This is a genomic window from Phycisphaeraceae bacterium, assembly GCA_019636555.1.
Lineage (GTDB): Bacteria > Planctomycetota > Phycisphaerae > Phycisphaerales > UBA1924 > JAFEBO01.
On sequence record JAHBXH010000001.1, the window covers coordinates 271,135 to 287,697 of the forward strand.

The window sequence follows — 16,563 nt, forward strand, 5'->3', positions numbered from 1 at the left end:
GCGTCGAAGACCACCCGGCGGGCTCGTTGGGACTTCCCGGGGTTTCCGGAGCGGTTCAAAAACGGCGAATCCACGCAGAATCCGCGCCCTAGCCGTTTCGAAGCACGAACCGGCGTGCCCGAACGACCGATATCGTTCCGGGGAGATGCCATCCGATTCACGGGTGGCCGGATCGAGCAATCAGCTATGAGTCAGGGCATCGGCGTCTTCATCATCTTTGGTCTGCTGATTCTGTCGGTCTGGTCGATCGCGCGCCCGGCGTGGGCGTTCGCGCTCGTGAACCTCATGTTCCCCATCAAGCAGGTTCTTCAGGGATTCTTTCCGGGCCTGGTGGTGTACGGCCCGCATCTCTCCGCGGCCATCGCGGTGATCGCGGCGCTCGCGGTCTTCTACAAGAGCACGCAGAAGCGACTCACGGTCTCGACCTACTTCAATCCGGTGACATGGTGCACGCTCGTCATTTACTTCATGATCACGTTCGGGCTGATCATCACGCCCGCGCGCGAATCGGCGTTGAACATGTACAAGGACGCGATCCCGTACATCGTCGTCTTTTTGTTCATCTACCCGTTTCTGCTGAGCGACCTCAACGAACTGCGCCAGGGCATCTTTGTGACGGTGATGCTCGGCTGCGTCACAATCCTGGCGTTCTTCTTGAACCCGAGCGCACAGTGGGCCGGCGGCCGGCTCATCGTCAACCTCGGCCAGGAATACGGCGTTTCCGAGTTCACGAGCAACCCGCTCGCGCTGGCGGATACCGGCGGATTCATGATGATCGCGGCGATGCTCATGAATTTCAAAGACAAGGGGCGCCTGGGGATCCTGTTCACGGTCGCGGGGCTGGTGCTCGGCCTCGGGCTCGCGATCGTGTCCGGTTCGCGCGGCCAGATTATCTTCGCGGTGTTCGTGTCCATTCTGATGTATCCGGTCGCGCGCCGGATCCGCGATACCAAGCAGTTCTTCTTCGTCGCCCTCAGCGCGGGCTTCATGCTCCTGGTCATCGCGCTGACGTTCTCCTTCTTCCTCGAAGGGGAAGCGGCCCGCCGCTGGACGTTCAACCTGGTCGAAGAAGGCACGTCGGATCGCAGCGAGCGCGTCATGGACGCGATCCGGTTCTACATTGCCAACCCCGCCGGCTGGTTGATGGGAAACGGAACCAATTCGTTCGCGTACTTTGTCGGGCACCTTTTCGACTATCCGCACAACATCGTGGCCGAGATGCTGCTCGATTACGGGCTGGTCGGCTTCGGTCTGTTCCTCGGAGCGCTCTGGTGCACCTTCAAGTACTCGAGGGCCATGGTCAAGATCTGGGGCGAAGATCCGGTCGATCGCGGCACGGTCGCCGCGTGGATCGGCATCTGCCTCTTCGCTCTGCTGGTTTCATTCAAGCAGGGCAGCGTGATCGGGCAGCCGACGCCGTTCTATTTCTGGATCATTCTGGCCAAGATCTACTTCGACGAGCTCAAGGCGGCGAGAACGCGCGAGTACGCCGCGCAGCTCGAAGCCGAGAGCGCGTGGGGAAGCGGCGCGTACGATCCCGCGCTCGAGTATCGCGAGGAGTCGTACGGCCGGGCCTGATCGCTACGCTTTCTTCGCACCTGGCCCCCTATGAGCTCCGGTACAACCTTTAAACAACGCCTCGCTTGGCAGACGACGCGGTCGATCGAAGTCTGCGGCATCACCATACCGGTCAGCGAGGCGCTCGCGGTTTCGCGCTCGGGCGACGCCGGATGGGATTCGTACGTCGCCGGGATCCGGCCGAACTCCAAGCCGAAGTCCGCGATGAAATCATTGATTTGGCCGATTCTGCGCGCGAGCGAAAACGTCCTCGGGCACCAGTTTCTTCAGTACACGCTCGCGCGCTGGATCCGCAGGTACGCGAACGAGCGCACCGCGTTTCTTGAGTGCGGCCCGGGCGACATGTCGCTGCGCCGGTTTCTGCCGCCCGCGATCGCGTACAACGCTATCGAGTTCGGGCTCAGCGAATTCCAGGTTCGCCGTGTGCTGGCGCGCGACCCGCGCGTCAATCTTGTGCTCGGCTCGATCGAGTCGATTCCCCTCGCCGACAGCTGCGTGGACATGGTCGCGTGCGTCGAGATGCTCCAGCACGTTCCGGACGTGGAAAAGGGTTTGCGCGAGATCGCTCGCGTCTGCAAGCCCGGCGCGAAGGTGATGGTGACGGTTGCCAACGGCCATTGCGTAAAAGTGAAGCGCAAGGGCGCCAACAAGCACTTCGTCCACCTCTTCACGGAAGCCGCGTTTCGCGGGCACGCCAAGCGCGCGGGGCTCAAAGTGCTCGAGCACGAGCAAACCGGAAAATGGGTTCCAGTTCCCCAGAAACTCATCGGCGGGCACTCGATGCATCTGCCGATCCGTTCCGCACGCGAAGAAGACAACTGCTACTTCGTCTATTTGTTCGAAGTGCAGAAATAAGAACTCAACGCAGTTGCTGAAGTCCGCCGCGGAGCGATTCGGACGCACGCCGGCTCTGGACCGCGAGCGACTCCATCTCGCGTCGCACCGGCGCGAGGATCCGTCGCGTCACGTCGGCCCCTGTCTGCGGAATCGTTTCGAAGGAACGGGCGACAGCCTCCGATGCCGAAACTTCGGGCGCGCGGGGCGCGAAGAGCAAGACCGACACCCAGGCTGCCGCGAGGCCCGCAAGGCAGAGGGTTGTCAGAGCCGCGGCGCTCAAACGCCGGCGCGGCGATTCCCGCTCCGGCAGCGCCGCCGCGTCGAATCGGATACAAGCGGGTGGTGTCATCATCCCCGCGGAGCGCGAGTGGCGGAGCCGGCTCTCGACCTCGGCATGATCAGAGTGCATGGGCGCGATCTCCGTGCGTCGGCGCGATGCCGACAACTGATTCTTCGGCGTGCATGGCTCTCGCAAGTGCTCCCCTGGCCCGGAAAAGCGTGATCCGCACACGGGCTCCGGTCCACGCGAACACCCGCGCGATGTCGCGAATTTCGAGGTTTTCTCCGTAGCGGAGCCAGACCGCGGTCGCCGCTTGGGGCGAAAGCACGCGGTCCACCAGCGACCAAAGCTCGACGCAAGCCTCGGCGTGCGCCAACGGATCGGGGTCGATGCGCGAGGGCTCCCGCGAGAGCGCTCCGAGGGGGATGCGCCGGCGACGGTGCTCGTTCATGACCACGCTGTTGGCGACGGCGAGCAACCACGGAAGGAATCCGCTGCGGCTCGGTCGATATGTTGGCAACTTCAGCCACGCCCGGAGCAGCGCCGATTGTGCGAGATCCTCCGCGTGATCGCGCGAGCCGGAGCGGCGGACAAGAAACGTGTAGAGCGGCGCGGCGTACATTTGCGCCAGCGCACCGAAGGCCTGCCGGTCGCCTTCAACGGCGCGATCGATCAATACATGCTCATCGGGCTGCTCGGTCGCCACTCGGTTCTCCGATTAGTCGCCCGCCTTTTCGCGCTTCTTGCTCCTGCGGTCATCGTCCCGGTCGTCGTCCTCGTCTTCCGACATCTCCTTTGCGAGCTTGTTTGCCGCGGCGACGGCGTCGGATGCGCTCCACTTGGTCGAGAGCAGCAGGTGTGTGCCGTCGGTTTTCGCGCCGAACGCGTCGAGCGCCTGGCGCAACCCGGAAAGTTCCTTGTGCTCGTTGAGCGCCATGCGGCCGAAGGCGACAAGACCCTGCGCCATCTGCTGAACATCGCTCGCGGTCTTCGCGGACGAGAGCTCGACGTCGGCGCTGGCGAACATGTTCTCGCCCGATTCCCCGGCATCGATCACCGCCGAGCGTACCTCGCGGATCACGGCGGTCGGCCCGTCGTCATCCCGATCGAGCAGCTTCGCGGGAAGCTCGCGCACATCCGCGAAGAAGAACGATCCGGCGGCGGGCGTCGCGCCGCCTTTTTGCGCCGGAGATTTGCCGTCGACCGTCTTGAGCGCCGTGATGAGCGGCTCCCAGTTATCGCTGATGAACGCCAGGCGCGAGTTGCCTTCGGCGCGGACGAATCCGTACTTGCGCTCTCCCTTGTCTTCCCAGCTCAAGAGTTCGTAGCCCTCGCTGCTCATCGGCTTGGCGTGCGGCTCGGTCTTGAGGTGCTTCCAGAGCGCGTCGATGGCCTCGGTGGCGCGCACGACGACCACCGGCTCCTCGGCATCCACCGAGGGCATGAAGACCGTGACGCCCAGAAAATCTCGGAACGGCTCGATGCCAAACGCCTTGAGCGCGTCCAGCCCGCCGAGCTTGAAATGGTCGCGGTTCTTGATGATCTCCTGCCCGAGCTGCGAGCCGGCGAATGCCTCGACATCGATGTGCGCCGTGACCGCGGCATCCGCGGGGATCAGCGCCCGATTAAGCGGAGAAGCGAGCGCCGAGAGCGGAAGAACCAGGCCTGCAAGGAAAAAGAGTTGATTTCGCATATTGGCTCCTGTTGAAGGTGTCTACGCGCCGCCCGCGCCCCCGCGTTACAGGAATTGGGATTTCATGCCGCGAATTGTTGCGTGCGGCCCCTAGCCGCGTACCCGACCGGCCATTTGGGCGACCTTCCGGGCGATCTCGCGCTCGTACCAATAAAGCAGCCCGGCGTACTTGAGGCCCGCGGGCCCGTCGAGAATGGCGCCCTTCAGAATCACCGTGTGCAGCCAGCGCAGTTGCGGGCGCAGAGGCATCCGCGCCGCCAGCCCCTTCAGCGCCCGTCGGCGCGCGATCGGATCACTCGAAAAAAGCCCGCCCCACGACACGCCCTCGCTGCCCGCGCGTGCCGCGAGGATTTCATTTGCTTCGAGCGTGCTGTACCGGTCGTGGCGCGTCCGCCACTCATCAAGCCCCTTCGAGAAGTTGTAGTGCACATACGGCTGGACGAGAGTTCCAACCCTGCCGCTCGTCTCTTCGCGCTGGCCGTGGCCGTGATCGTTGAAACGCATGCGCGTCTTGTGAAACAACCGCATCTGATACGCCGGATACCCGCTCGCACGCCGGATCCATGCGCCGTCGAGGATCATCTGGTTGGCGACAAAGAAGCCCGCCTCCGTCGGCGAACGCCCGATCACCTCCGCCATCTCGCGCACCAGCTCCGGCGTAAAGCGCTCGTCCGCATCGAGATGAAAGACCCAGTCGTGCTCGAGCGGGATGTTGTCGATCGCCCAATTGCGCTGCGCACCGAACGACTTGAACGGGTTCACGAACACCTTCGCTCCCGCCGCGCGCGCGATCTCGACCGTCCGATCCGACGACCCGGAATCGAGCACATGCACATCATCCGACCATGAACAGCTCTCGATTGCGCCTTGAATATTGCTTTCTTCGTTCAGCGTCAGAATCACCACCGAGATCCGCGGCCGCGGCCCCTGATATCCCTTCCCGATCTCGTCCAGTTTTCTGCTCAATGGACCGCCCCGGAGCCCGCCGTATCCGCCAGGCAGTGCGCCGCCTTGGTATGGCGGGGGTGAAGAGTTGGCGGAATCAGGGGCTTCATGCGTCCGGATCCAAATATCGGGTCAATCCCGATCTCAATCCTTACGATAAATGCGGAAGCCGCGGCTGTCCGTGCGCCGACCTTCCGCACGCCAACAATCGGGGCTTCCCGCTCGATTCCGACCCATGTCCATCCGCGAAACTCCCACCCCAACCTCCAAGCCTCGGGTTCTGATCCTGAACCAGTTCTACGTGCCCGACGTCGCCTCGACTGGCCACTTGTTGCATGAATTGGCGACCGATCTCGTGAGGCGGGGCTTCTTCGTGCAGGTTGATACCTGCCGCCCCTGCTACGGGCCGCGCGAGACCTGGCAGCCGGTCGAACTCCGCGAGTGGCGCGACGGCGTCTACGTTCGGCGACTCGTCACCACGCGTTTCAGCAAGGATCGCCTCCCCGGGCGCATCCTCAATTTTCTGACGTTCATGGTCCCGCTCACCCTGCGCATGCTGTTCCTCAGCCGGGGCGACACCGTCCACCTTTACACCACCAATCCGCCCTTTCTTGGAATCATCGGCGCCGTCGTCAGCATGGTGCGTCGCCACCGCTACGTGAAGCTCTTGCACGACGCCTATCCCGAGATGGCGGTTTGGGTCGGCACGATCAAGGCGGGCGGGCTGATCGAAAAACTGTGGCACATGGGCAACAAGCTCATCTACAAGCGAGCGGAGCACACGATCGTTCTCTGCGAGAGCGCCAAGCGACTCGTCGTCGAGAACTATGGGCTCGATCCGGCACGTGTGCACGTCATCTACAACTGGGCGGATGCGCGCGAACTCACACCCAAGCCCAAGGAAGAAAGCGACTTCGCCAAGAAGAACGGACTGCTCGAGCCGTTCACGGTTCTCTATTCCGGCAACCTGGGGCTCTACTACGACTTTGAAACGCTGCTCGACGCCGCGGAGATTCTCAAAGACGAGAACTTCCGCCTCGTGCTTATCGGCGCCGGCGGACGCAGGGCGTGGATCGGCGAACAGATCGCCAGGCGCGGCCTGAAGAACACGCTGCTGCTTCCCTACCAGCCTTTCGAAAAACTCCCTGATTCCCTCACGGCCTGCGACGCCAGTTTCGTCACGATCGCGAAAGGAGTCGAGGGGATCAGCTTCCCCAGCAAGCTGTATTCATCGCTCGCGGTGGGACGGCCGATCATCGCGATCAGCGAGGAGCGTTCGGAATTGCGCGCTCTCGTCGACGAGCACGATGTCGGGCTCTGGTTCAAGGTCGGCGACGGCGCCGGACTCGCCGCGGGAATCCGCTCGCTCATGGCCGACCCGGGCATGACCCGGCGCAAGGGCCGCAACGCCCGCGCGCTCTTCGAGCGCGAGTTCACGCTCGAAGCCGCGGGCGAGAAATATGCAAAGGTCCTGCTCGAGGCCTTCCCGCCCGGCACGCCCGCGCCAAGGCCTCCGAATACCGAGCCGCAACCCGTGGCGAGCGTCGCGGCGACTTGAGCACGGGAACAATCTTCCGAGCCACGCATCAAAGAGTGTCGCGAACCGTGGCGGGCCGGAGTGTTCCTATGCGCCGATTTCTTGCGCTCGTTGCCTTTGCCGCCTTCTGCAGCGTCGGGTTCGCCGGGCCATGGCAACTCCAATCCTTGCTGCCCCAGCTCCCCGACGAGGCCCGATCAGTCGCCCAAAAACAAGCCTTTCGCTCCCGCATCTTCCGCGCCGATTTCAAGACTCTTCGCGAACAAGTGGATGTCGCTGCGAGATCGGGTGCAAATCCCGCCGCAGCCTTCGAAGTCCCCATGCCCGACGGCTCCACCCAGCGCTTCCGAATCTTCGAAGTCCCCTGCATGGACCCCGCACTCGCGGCACAATACCCAAATTTGAAAACCTACGCCGGCGAATCGCTCGAAACGCCCGGCGCGACCGTTCGCCTCAGCCTCACTTCACGCGGCTTCCACGCCATGATCCTCTCGCCGGAGGGCGATGTCTTCGTCAACCCCGCCGCCGAATTGCCGACCGATCGCACCGAGTTCTATGTTTCGTTCCGCAAAGAAGATTCGGCGGACCAGGGGACCGCGCTCGATTGCCGCGTGATCGATGCGAACGTCGCGCGCGAAATGCCATCAATCTTTGCGCAGTCCACCGTTGCCCGAGGGGCCACGCTCAACACGCTCATCCTGGGGTTCCTTCCGACCGCGGAGTGGTCGATTCTCCACGGCGGCACCGTCGAACTCGCGCTCTCCGCGCTCGTCGAGCACATCAGCCGCATCAGCGCGATCTTCGAGCGCGATTTCTGCGTCCGCTTCCTCCTCCCGGCCAAGCAGGACCAACTCATCCAGCTCGACCCCGCGACCGATCAGCTCACCAACTCCAGCACCGAAGCGCTCTTCAGTCAAAGCAGCAACTTCCAGCGCTTAGTGCCCAACCTGCAAACAAACGTGCGCCAGATCATCGGCACTTTCGGCGGCGGCGTCGCCAGCCTGCGCTCCGTTTGCACTCCGACCGCCAGCGTCGCCAATTCCGGTCTCGCCGTCGACTATCCCTACACAACCATGGTCGCCTGCCACGAACTCGGCCATCAGTTCGGCGCCAATCACACCTTCAGCGGCGCGGGAGAGCGCTGCGGACCAAACTTCGGTGTCGGAATCGAGCCCGGAGGCGGTTCCACCATCATGTCCTACGGACGCCAGTGCTACCCCGACTCGATCGTCAACGAATCCGAACTCATGTTCCACGCCTTCAGCATCCACGAGATGTACCCCGACACTTCCCGCTGCGGCACGGTCACCGGCACCGGCAACACCGCTCCAGTCTTAGATCTCCCGCCCGGTCTGGTTCTCTTCGCGCCCTCGAACACGCCGCTCCGGCTCCCCGCAATCGTCTCCGATGCCGAAGGCGATCCGGTCACGCTCGCGTGGGCCCAGTCCAGCCCGGGCCAGCAATACAGCCTCGACGCCGGCGATACCGGCATCAATTCGATCATCCGCACTTGGCTTCCCACGACAGATCTCGTCCGCGTCATCCCCGCGTGGCCCTACCTGCTCAGCAACACCAATTCTCCGGGCGAAATCTTGCCGACGAAAGCGCGCACGCTCGAGATGGAGCTCATCGGGCGCGACAATCACCCCGGCGCCGGCGGCACATCCTGGCTCGTCGCGCCCATCAACGTCGTCGTCACACCCGAGCCATTCGCAATCCTTTCGCCGAACGACTCCGCCGTCCGTTCCGCGGGCCCGATGCTTGTCACCTGGCGCACCGCAGGCACACAGAGCGCGCCGTTCAATCTCGCAAACGTGCGCATCAGCCTGATGCGTGATGATGACGATCGCAGCCCGCTCGTTCTCGCCGCGACCACGCCCAACGACGGCTCCGAAGTCGTCGCGGTCCCCGACGACTTTGCTTCGCCTGGCGCCCGCATCATCGTGCAGCCGGTGAACGGCGTGTTCTTTGATGTCTCGCGCACCGCGTTTCCCGTCTATCCGCGCCAATCGCCCGGCCCGGACATTCATGTCGCTTCATCGCCGCGCATCGCCGACGACTTCGCCGATGGAAACAACAACGGGATCGCCGAAGTGGGGGAGAGTCACGTTCGACTCTACCTGCCGTTGCTGAATTCGGGTTTCGGCAGCGCTTCCGATGTCTGGGCATCGCTCGAGAGCGCGGCGCCGACCATCACCACCGTTGTCGACCGCGCCAACTGGAACACCATCGCTTCGGGTTCCGTTGCCGAAAACACAACTCCTTTTGTCTTCGCAATCTCTCCGTCTCACCCCTGCGGCACGTCCGCCCAGTTTCTGCTCACCGTTCACTTTGGCGATTCGCAGACGCTTCAGGAGCCGATCGAGCTCGCCATCGGCGACAGCACCGAGATCAGCTCGCCGCAAGTCTTCTCCTATACCGGTCCCGCTGCGCCGATCCCTGATGGCGATGCGCAGGGCGTCTCCGTACCACTCGAAGTTCCTTCTTTGCCCGGCGATCTCATCGACGTGAAATTCCGATTCGATGGCTCATCAAGCACCGACATGAATTCCACCGTCGTCGGCCTCAATCACCCGTTCGACGGCGATCTCGTCATCACGCTTTCAAACCCCAGCGGCACTTCGATCGAGCTCGCGAATCGGCCCGGAGGCGTCGGCAATTTCGGTCACAACTTCGCCGCAACGCTCTTCGACATGGACCAGATCAAGTCGTACATCCAGCAGGAGATTCCCCGCCGCGCACCCTACGACGGCGTCTTCTGGCCCAAAGACGATTTGCGCAATCTCATCGATGCAAGCCCGCTCGGCACCTGGACTCTCCGCGTCGCCGATGTTCAGCCCGGCCAATTCACCGAGGCAACGCCGATCATCGCGCCCGCCGTTCGCCGCTTCAGCCTTCTGCTCACCTGCCGCCTGCCCGCTTTCTGCGCGCCCGCCGCGGCGTACTGCGCCGGCGATTTCGATCACAACAGCTTCGTTGATGATGCGGACTTCGTTCTCTTCGCTGTTGCCTACGACGCGTTCCAAACGGAAGCCGGCGATCTCAACGGCGACACGCTCACCGACGATGCCGATTTCGTTGAGTTCGCGGCAGCTTACGACCGTCTCCTTTGTCCATGAGTTGGATGACAGGTTGTGCTGGCCCGCGAAGCGGTCATAGCTTTGCCGAGCAAGACTCAGGCGTAGTCGTTATCGGACACCTTTCGAATTGATCCTTCTCTGATTCCCTTTTGTCCCTCGCAGAACTCATGGAGCCTCTCCGATGGCAAGAAGCCGAGCCACTTTCGACTTCCGGTCACCCGGCCACAGGCGGCCTCGGTTCGCATGGGCTCATTCATGAATTACACAGTGCCGCCTGGGACGATTCGAGTACGATTCTGCGAGCGACAACTTGGGGCGCGCGGGGCGACCCGCAATCCATGCCAGGGAACATTGGTTGCTGGAGCCGAGCGGTATGTATCGAAATAATGCGATTGCGTGGGGCCGATTGCTTTCCGGTTTCGTCACAAGCATGGCCGGTCTTTCTTGCCGCGCGATCATGCTCGCTCTGGCGCTCGGGTGCGGCGTTTTTTCGGTTGAATGCGGCGCACAGACATTGACGTGGACCGGTGCCGGCGACGGCGTCACGTTTGGCATGGCCACAAACTGGTCTCCCAACGCGATTCCCGGCGCCGGAAACGACTGTGTCGTTCCCGCCGGCGCACCGACGATTCAGATCAACAACAACTTTGCGGTGAAATCGCTGACGACAGGGCGCGCGATGTCGCTCGGCAGCTGCTGCACGTTCACCCTTACAGGCGGATTGCAACTGCAATCGGGCGCGGTCTTTCAACTTGCGAATTCAGGTTCCTGCAGCGGGCTGATTTTTTCGGGCGGGACGCAGTCGATCTGGGGAACCGGTGAAATCTCTGTCGTCACCATGGGGATCAATGGTTCGGGGATACTGCTCGTGAACAACGCGTCGGTGACGATCGCGTCGGGCGTGCGGGTCTCGTACAGCGCCGCCGCGACTGGCACGTCGGCCTCGATCGAGGTTCCGTCGGGCTGCACGCTTACCAATCAGGGCGAAATCGCGCTCTCAAAGAGCAATGCCACCCTCTCGATCTGGAACGGCGGATCCTTCAGCAACCAGGGAACGCTGAGCGTGAGCGCCGGCACGCTGAAGCTCACCACGGGAGTCTGGACGAACAGCGGGACGCTTTCGCTCACCGGCTCCGGAACGCTGAGTCTTGCCGGTCAGTTCTCGAGCCTCGGGCAGATTTCACGCTCCGGCGGAACGCTGATCGTGGGGGGGCAATTCACCGGCCCGGAACTGGCCGCGACCGCCGCGACCGGCGAGATCATTCTCACAGCTGCCGATTTCACGGGCGTCACCCTGCGGGGAAACGGCGCCGTGGTGCGGGGCAGCGGCAATTCTTCGCTGCGCAATTGCGCGATTCTCGGCGAGGTGAAACTGACCTTCGGAGCGTGGACGATCCGTGACGGGCTCGAGGTGCGCGGGAGTTCGTCGCTGGCACTCTCGGGCTCTCCCACGCTTCGCTTTTCCGGCGGCTCGCAGAATGTCTGGGGAACCGGAACGATTTCCAATCCGTCGTTCTCGGTTGATCCGAGCACTTCGGTCACGGTTTCGCCAAGTGTGTCGATGACCTTCGGCGCAGGTGGCGCGAACCCGGTTCGGGGCGACGGTGGATTCTTCGTGGACTCAACCGGAACACTGACGACGCTCGGCGCCATCACACTGCTCGGGCCGTACTCGACTTTCTCGGTTACTGGAACCGGCGTCTACACCAACGCAGGCTCGATCACGGCGGGAGACACCAATTCGGTCAGGTTGCAGAGCGAGAACTGGGTCAACTCCGGAACCATCACCGGCAACGGTGCGTTCCTGACTTTCGCCGGCCGCTTCTCCGCACTCGGTTCGGTGACACGAACGGGCGGCACGCTCACCGTCGGAGGCACGTTTGTTGGCGCGGAGTTGCGCGCAAACAACGGAACAGGAAATATTTCCCTGGCAGATTTGTCGGCGGCCGGCGTGTTGTTCTCCGCCGATGGGAACAACACGATGTCGATCGAAGGAGCGGTCGCGCTCTCCGCGTGTACGCTCGCGGCGAATACAACTTACAAGTACTGCGGCGCGTTGACCGTGCAATCGGGTTTGACCCTTTCCGGCGGGGCGACGCTGACGATCCCTTCCAGCAGCTCCTGCTCGAAACCACCGATTTCCTTCGACGGCGGAACACAGCTTGTCTCAGGGCAGGGAACCATTCAGGGCCACGGAGGCAACGACTCCGACATCCTGATCAAGAACAATGCAACAGTGACCATCGGCCCGGATGTCGTTCTTCGGGTGCAAACGATCACAATCGAGAGCGGATCGCAGCTCACGAACAACGGCACCATCGCCAGCGACGCCACCGGGATGCAAGTCTCGATCGGCGGTGCGGGAGCATTTACCAACAACAGCCTGGTCGTTGCTTCCGGCGGATCGATGACGCTCAGCGTCGCCTCGTGGACGAATAGCGGCATCTTCTCGGTTTCCGGCGGGTCATTGTTCAGTTTGCAAGGCACCTATTCATCGCTCGGAACGATCCAGCGAACCGGCGGAACGATTGAGCTGAAGGGTACCTTTACCGGCTCGGCGCTCGCGGCGACTCCGGCCACCGGCGATCTCCAGCTGGCGAATCTGACTCTCACGGGCGTGGCGCTGAGCAGTTCCGGCGGCGCGAAACTGCGGCAGAAATACGGGTCGGGCGTTCTGGACGCCTGCAGCATCGCCGGCGAGATGGTCATCGGGCAGAGCGGTCAGTGTGTTGTTCGCAACGGGCTGACATTCATCGGTGGCGCCACGATCACGATCGATTCGGATGTTGCGAGCTATTCGGCGTCGCTCGTGCTCTCCGGCGGGCCGCAAACCATCGCCGGTACAGGCACCATCCAGTTCGCCTCAACAGCCGGCTCCGCTAATTTCAACCTGTCTTCGAACGCGATCGCCACGATCGAGAGCGGCATCGTGGTCCGGAACAAGGCAGGATCGACCGGCTCGAAAATCGGCACCATCGTTCTCTTTGATAGTTCCGTGTGCACGATGCGCGGACAGGTCATTTCCGATGTTCCGGGGCGCAGCCTCGTGCTGACCGGCTATTTCGGCTCCAGCTTGGTCAACGAAGGCATGCTCGGCGCCGACGGCGCTTCGCTCGAAGTCTCGCCTCCCCTGTGGACCAATTCGGGCTTTTTGCTGCTGCAAAATAGCGGCATATTGACGCTCGGGGGTTCGTACTCGACGATCGGAGCGGTCACGCGCTCCGGCGGCACGCTGATTCTGAACGGCACGCCCTCGAACCTGCAACTCTCGACCGATGATGCCGGCGGCGACATCGTGCTCGGCACCCCGACCCTGATCAACTCGACCCTGCGGGGACTCGGAACCGCGCGCGTGATCGCGCGTGGAAACTTGACGCTCGACGCGTGCACGCTCGGCGGGACGTTCGTCAGCGAATCGTGCTCAACCGTGAACATCAACAACGGCCTGATGCTCGACAACGCCGCGATCTCCTTCGTGTCCGCCTCAAACTGCTCCCAGTCGAATCTTCACCTGTACTTCTGGGGCGGGCCGCAGACCTTCGGTGGAACCGGAACCGTCCAGCTCGGCGGCGGCAAGATCTCAACGGTCGACGTCGTCACGTTTGCGCCCGGAATCTCGTTCTCCATCGGCGCACCGGGGCGGACCAGCAGCGGGTCGATCGGAGTGAACGGCACGCTCAACTGCTATTCGCCCATTGTCATGAACTCGAACGCATCCCTCGACATCAACGGCGGCACCGGTTCGCGATTCGTCAATCTGGGCGGCATCGATCTGCTCTCCGGAACAATGAACATCAAGTGTCTGTGGGGAAGCACCGGCAGCTTCTCATTCGCTCCGACTGCCCGGCTCTTTCTCGATGGGACGTATACGGTCGATTCGCCGTTCAGCGTTTCGAGCGGCGGCTTGCTCTCACTCTCCGGGAACTGGGTCAACAACTCCACGATCTCCAGCAACGGCGCGGAGCTCTATTTCTACGGCACGTGGTCCAACGCTGGCCTCTTCGACGTTTCGAACTCGACCTGGCGCATCGGCAATCAGTACCCGTCGCTCGGCGCACACACGGGCTCGAACAACACGGTCACCTACGCGGGGTCGCTGCCCTTCGGCTTGCTCGTCGCCGATGCGACGACAGGCGACATCACGCTCAGCGCGTTGTCGGCAACCGGGACCACGTTCCGCGCGCTCGACGGCGCGAAATTCATCAATAGCGCTTCCGGAACCTGGACCGGCTGCACGCTCGATGGGGACATGCTGATCACGGGCTGCACGGGCCTTTCAGTGGTGGGCGGCCTGACGCTCCAGAACGGATCCACAATCAGTATCGATCTCAGTTGCAACGCGACAGGTCTGAAGCTGACGGCGAGCTCGCCGACACAAGCGGGTCTGCTGGGGAACGGGCGTGTTCGCATTCTCAACAGCAGCACCACAGGCAAGGGCATCTCTTTCGAGGGCACCAACCAGGACATCCCTTCGGGCATCACGATCGAGATGCCCGCCGAAGCAACCTCGGCCGCGACCTCGGTCGCAATCACTTCGGGGTTGACTGTGACGAACCGCGGGAAGATTTCCATGGATCGAGCCGGGGGGACATTCGCCTGGACAGGCGGGAACTTGGTGAACCTTGGGCTGCTGAGCATCACGGCCGGGAAGCTCGATATCGCGGCACTATCCGGATCGATCGGGAATATCCAACTGGAACCGGGCTCCTCACTGTCGCTCGGAGGTTCCTACACGGTCGATCACCCGCTCGCCGTCTCATCGGGCGGAACGCTCTCGCTCAGCGGGACATGGACGAACTCCGCCGCGATTTCCAGTTCCGGTGCGACGCTGATTCTCGGCGGCACCTGGACCAACTCGGGTTCGTTCGCGGTTTCCAACTCGGCATGGACGATCGGCGGGACCTACACGTCGCTCGGAAACTGGAGCGGCGCCAACAACGCGCTCACCTATGGGGGAACGTTCCCCGGCACCTCGCTCATTGCGAACGCCTCAACCGGCGACATCACACTCGCAACCGTGACTTTCAAGAATGCCGCGCTCACGGCGACCGCGGGCGCGAAATTCGTCTTCGCGCAGAACGCCACCGTCACCCTGAACAATTGCGATCTCGGGGCCGACCTCCTCGTCGGACCGTGCGCGGCACTCGTCGTAACCGGTCCGCTCAACTTGCTGAACAATCCGACGATCCGGCTCGCGAACGGCGGCTGCAACCTTACACCGCTCACGTTCTCCACCACAAACTCGACGATCAGCGGCGCCGGCCAGATCCTGTTCGGTATCAACACGCTGGCAACCGTGATCAGTGTTTCAACCGCCAGCGCGACGTTCGGGCCCGATGTCTTTGTGGGCTTTGATCCGACTCAACCCTCCACCAAGTCCACGACCATCAGCATCAGCTCCGCGAGAACCCTGACGCTGCAGGGGATACTCAGCGCCGACCAGGTCAATCGCACCTTGAATGTGAGCGGGAGCGGCACGTTCACCAATTCCGGTTCGGTGCGCAGCACCGCGGGCACGCTCTCGATCGCGCCGACCACCATCTCCAACCTTCCAACTTCGACCTCGGTCCTGACCGGCGGCAAGTGGATCGCCAACGGCGGCTCGTTGACCCTGGGGTCGCGCACGGTCGTGTCGATCGCGCCCGCGACAGAACTGCGCCTCACCGGTCCCGCTCCCGCGATCCCCAATCTCTCCGGGCTGCGATCCAACAGCGGCACGTTCTCGATCGAAAGCCTGAGCGTTGCAACGACCCCGTCGACCGGCACATTCTCGAACACGGGCACCCTCGAACTCGGCCCAAACGCTCTGCTTTCAGTAACCGGCTCGGCATCGCTGCTTCCGGGCTCGACGATTTCCGCGCGGCTCCGGGGAATCGGACCGACCGAAAAAGGGAGCCTTGTGGCATCGGGCCCGATCGTGCTGGGCGGCCGGCTCACGGGGTCCTTCGAATCTCCTTACGTTCCCACCGCAGGGGATGTCATCGCGGGCCTTGTTGTCGCCCCGACAATCAGCGGCTCGCTGGATTCGGTCTGCTTTGCCGACAACCCCTCGCGCCTCGGCGCCCTGGCGAGCCTCATCTCGAATGCAACACCGATGTCCCTGGACCTCATCGTCACTCCGGACGCCGGCTTGAGCCCGGTCGTGACGCAGCAACCGTCGGACACCTCCGCCACTCCGGTTGCGCACTTTGAGGTCGACGCGAGCCCGGACGGAGGCGAGTACCGCTGGATGAAAAACTCTGTTCCGCTCAATGACGGAGTGACCGAAAGCGGCTCGGTCATCTCAGGCTCCTCCTCCCTAAATCTCGCCATCTCGGGCGTCACTCCTGCCGACGCAGGAAGCTATCGCTGCTCGATCACAAACATCTGCGGCACCGTCGCCAGCGACGCGGCCTACCTGATCTTCTGCGCCGGCGATCTGAACGCGGACGGCCTGGTGGAAGACGCCGACTTTGTCATTTTCCTTGCGCAGTACAACATCCTGGATTGCGCAGATCCCGGCATGCGTCCCGGCTGTTCGGCGGATCTGAACAAAGATGGTGTCGTTGACGATGCCGACTTCCAACTCTTTGTTCCGGCCTACAACGAGCTTATCTGCGATTAGCCCCAGGCC

At 62.8% G+C, this 16,563-nt stretch carries 9 protein-coding genes; 5 read left to right on the forward strand and 4 right to left on the reverse strand.

Going from position 1 to position 16,563, the window contains the following annotated elements; genetic code table 11:
- Positions 1 to 186 precede the first annotated feature (186 nt).
- Together KF691_01115 and KF691_01120 are read left to right on the forward strand one after the other, a co-directional pair.
- Complete coding sequence (locus KF691_01115) at positions 187 to 1,578, forward strand: O-antigen ligase family protein (GenBank protein MBX3388033.1); 1,392 nt, start codon at positions 187 to 189, stop codon at positions 1,576 to 1,578.
- Positions 1,579 to 1,608: 30 nt separating this feature from the next.
- Positions 1,609 to 2,433: a class I SAM-dependent methyltransferase gene (locus KF691_01120; GenBank protein ID MBX3388034.1), complete on the forward strand. Its 825-nt coding sequence runs from the start codon at positions 1,609 to 1,611 to the stop codon at positions 2,431 to 2,433.
- 4 nt (positions 2,434 to 2,437) lie between these two features.
- Here the strand turns inward: KF691_01120 and KF691_01125 are convergent, their stop codons facing one another.
- The 4 genes from KF691_01125 to KF691_01140 form a co-directional block, all read right to left on the reverse strand.
- Entirely contained in the window at positions 2,438 to 2,824 is a 387-nt protein-coding gene (locus KF691_01125; GenBank protein MBX3388035.1) for a hypothetical protein, read from the reverse strand.
- The gene (locus tag KF691_01130) at positions 2,814 to 3,401 is read right to left on the reverse strand and encodes a sigma-70 family RNA polymerase sigma factor (protein ID MBX3388036.1); all 588 of its coding nucleotides are present in this window, start codon (positions 3,399 to 3,401) and stop codon (positions 2,814 to 2,816) included. The genes KF691_01125 and KF691_01130 overlap by 11 nt, the downstream gene beginning before the upstream one ends.
- 12 nt (positions 3,402 to 3,413) lie before the next feature.
- Entirely contained in the window at positions 3,414 to 4,388 is a 975-nt protein-coding gene (locus KF691_01135) for a hypothetical protein (protein ID MBX3388037.1), read from the reverse strand.
- Positions 4,389 to 4,478: 90 nt separating this feature from the next.
- Positions 4,479 to 5,354: a glycosyltransferase family 2 protein gene (locus KF691_01140; protein MBX3388038.1), complete on the reverse strand. Its 876-nt coding sequence runs from the start codon at positions 5,352 to 5,354 to the stop codon at positions 4,479 to 4,481.
- 214 nt (positions 5,355 to 5,568) lie between these two features.
- Here KF691_01140 and KF691_01145 point away from each other — a divergent pair, with 214 nt between their 5' ends.
- The 3 genes from KF691_01145 to KF691_01155 all read left to right on the forward strand — a co-directional run bounded on the left by KF691_01145 (position 5,569) and on the right by KF691_01155 (position 16,554).
- Positions 5,569 to 6,891 (forward strand): glycosyltransferase family 4 protein, encoded by a 1,323-nt coding sequence (locus tag KF691_01145; protein MBX3388039.1) that lies wholly within the window; start codon positions 5,569 to 5,571, stop codon positions 6,889 to 6,891.
- Between the two features lie 68 nt (positions 6,892 to 6,959).
- Positions 6,960 to 9,989 (forward strand): proprotein convertase P-domain-containing protein, encoded by a 3,030-nt coding sequence (locus KF691_01150; protein ID MBX3388040.1) that lies wholly within the window; start codon positions 6,960 to 6,962, stop codon positions 9,987 to 9,989.
- A gap of 334 nt (positions 9,990 to 10,323) precedes the next feature.
- Positions 10,324 to 16,554 (forward strand): immunoglobulin domain-containing protein, encoded by a 6,231-nt coding sequence (locus tag KF691_01155; protein MBX3388041.1) that lies wholly within the window; start codon positions 10,324 to 10,326, stop codon positions 16,552 to 16,554.
- Positions 16,555 to 16,563 lie beyond the last annotated feature (9 nt).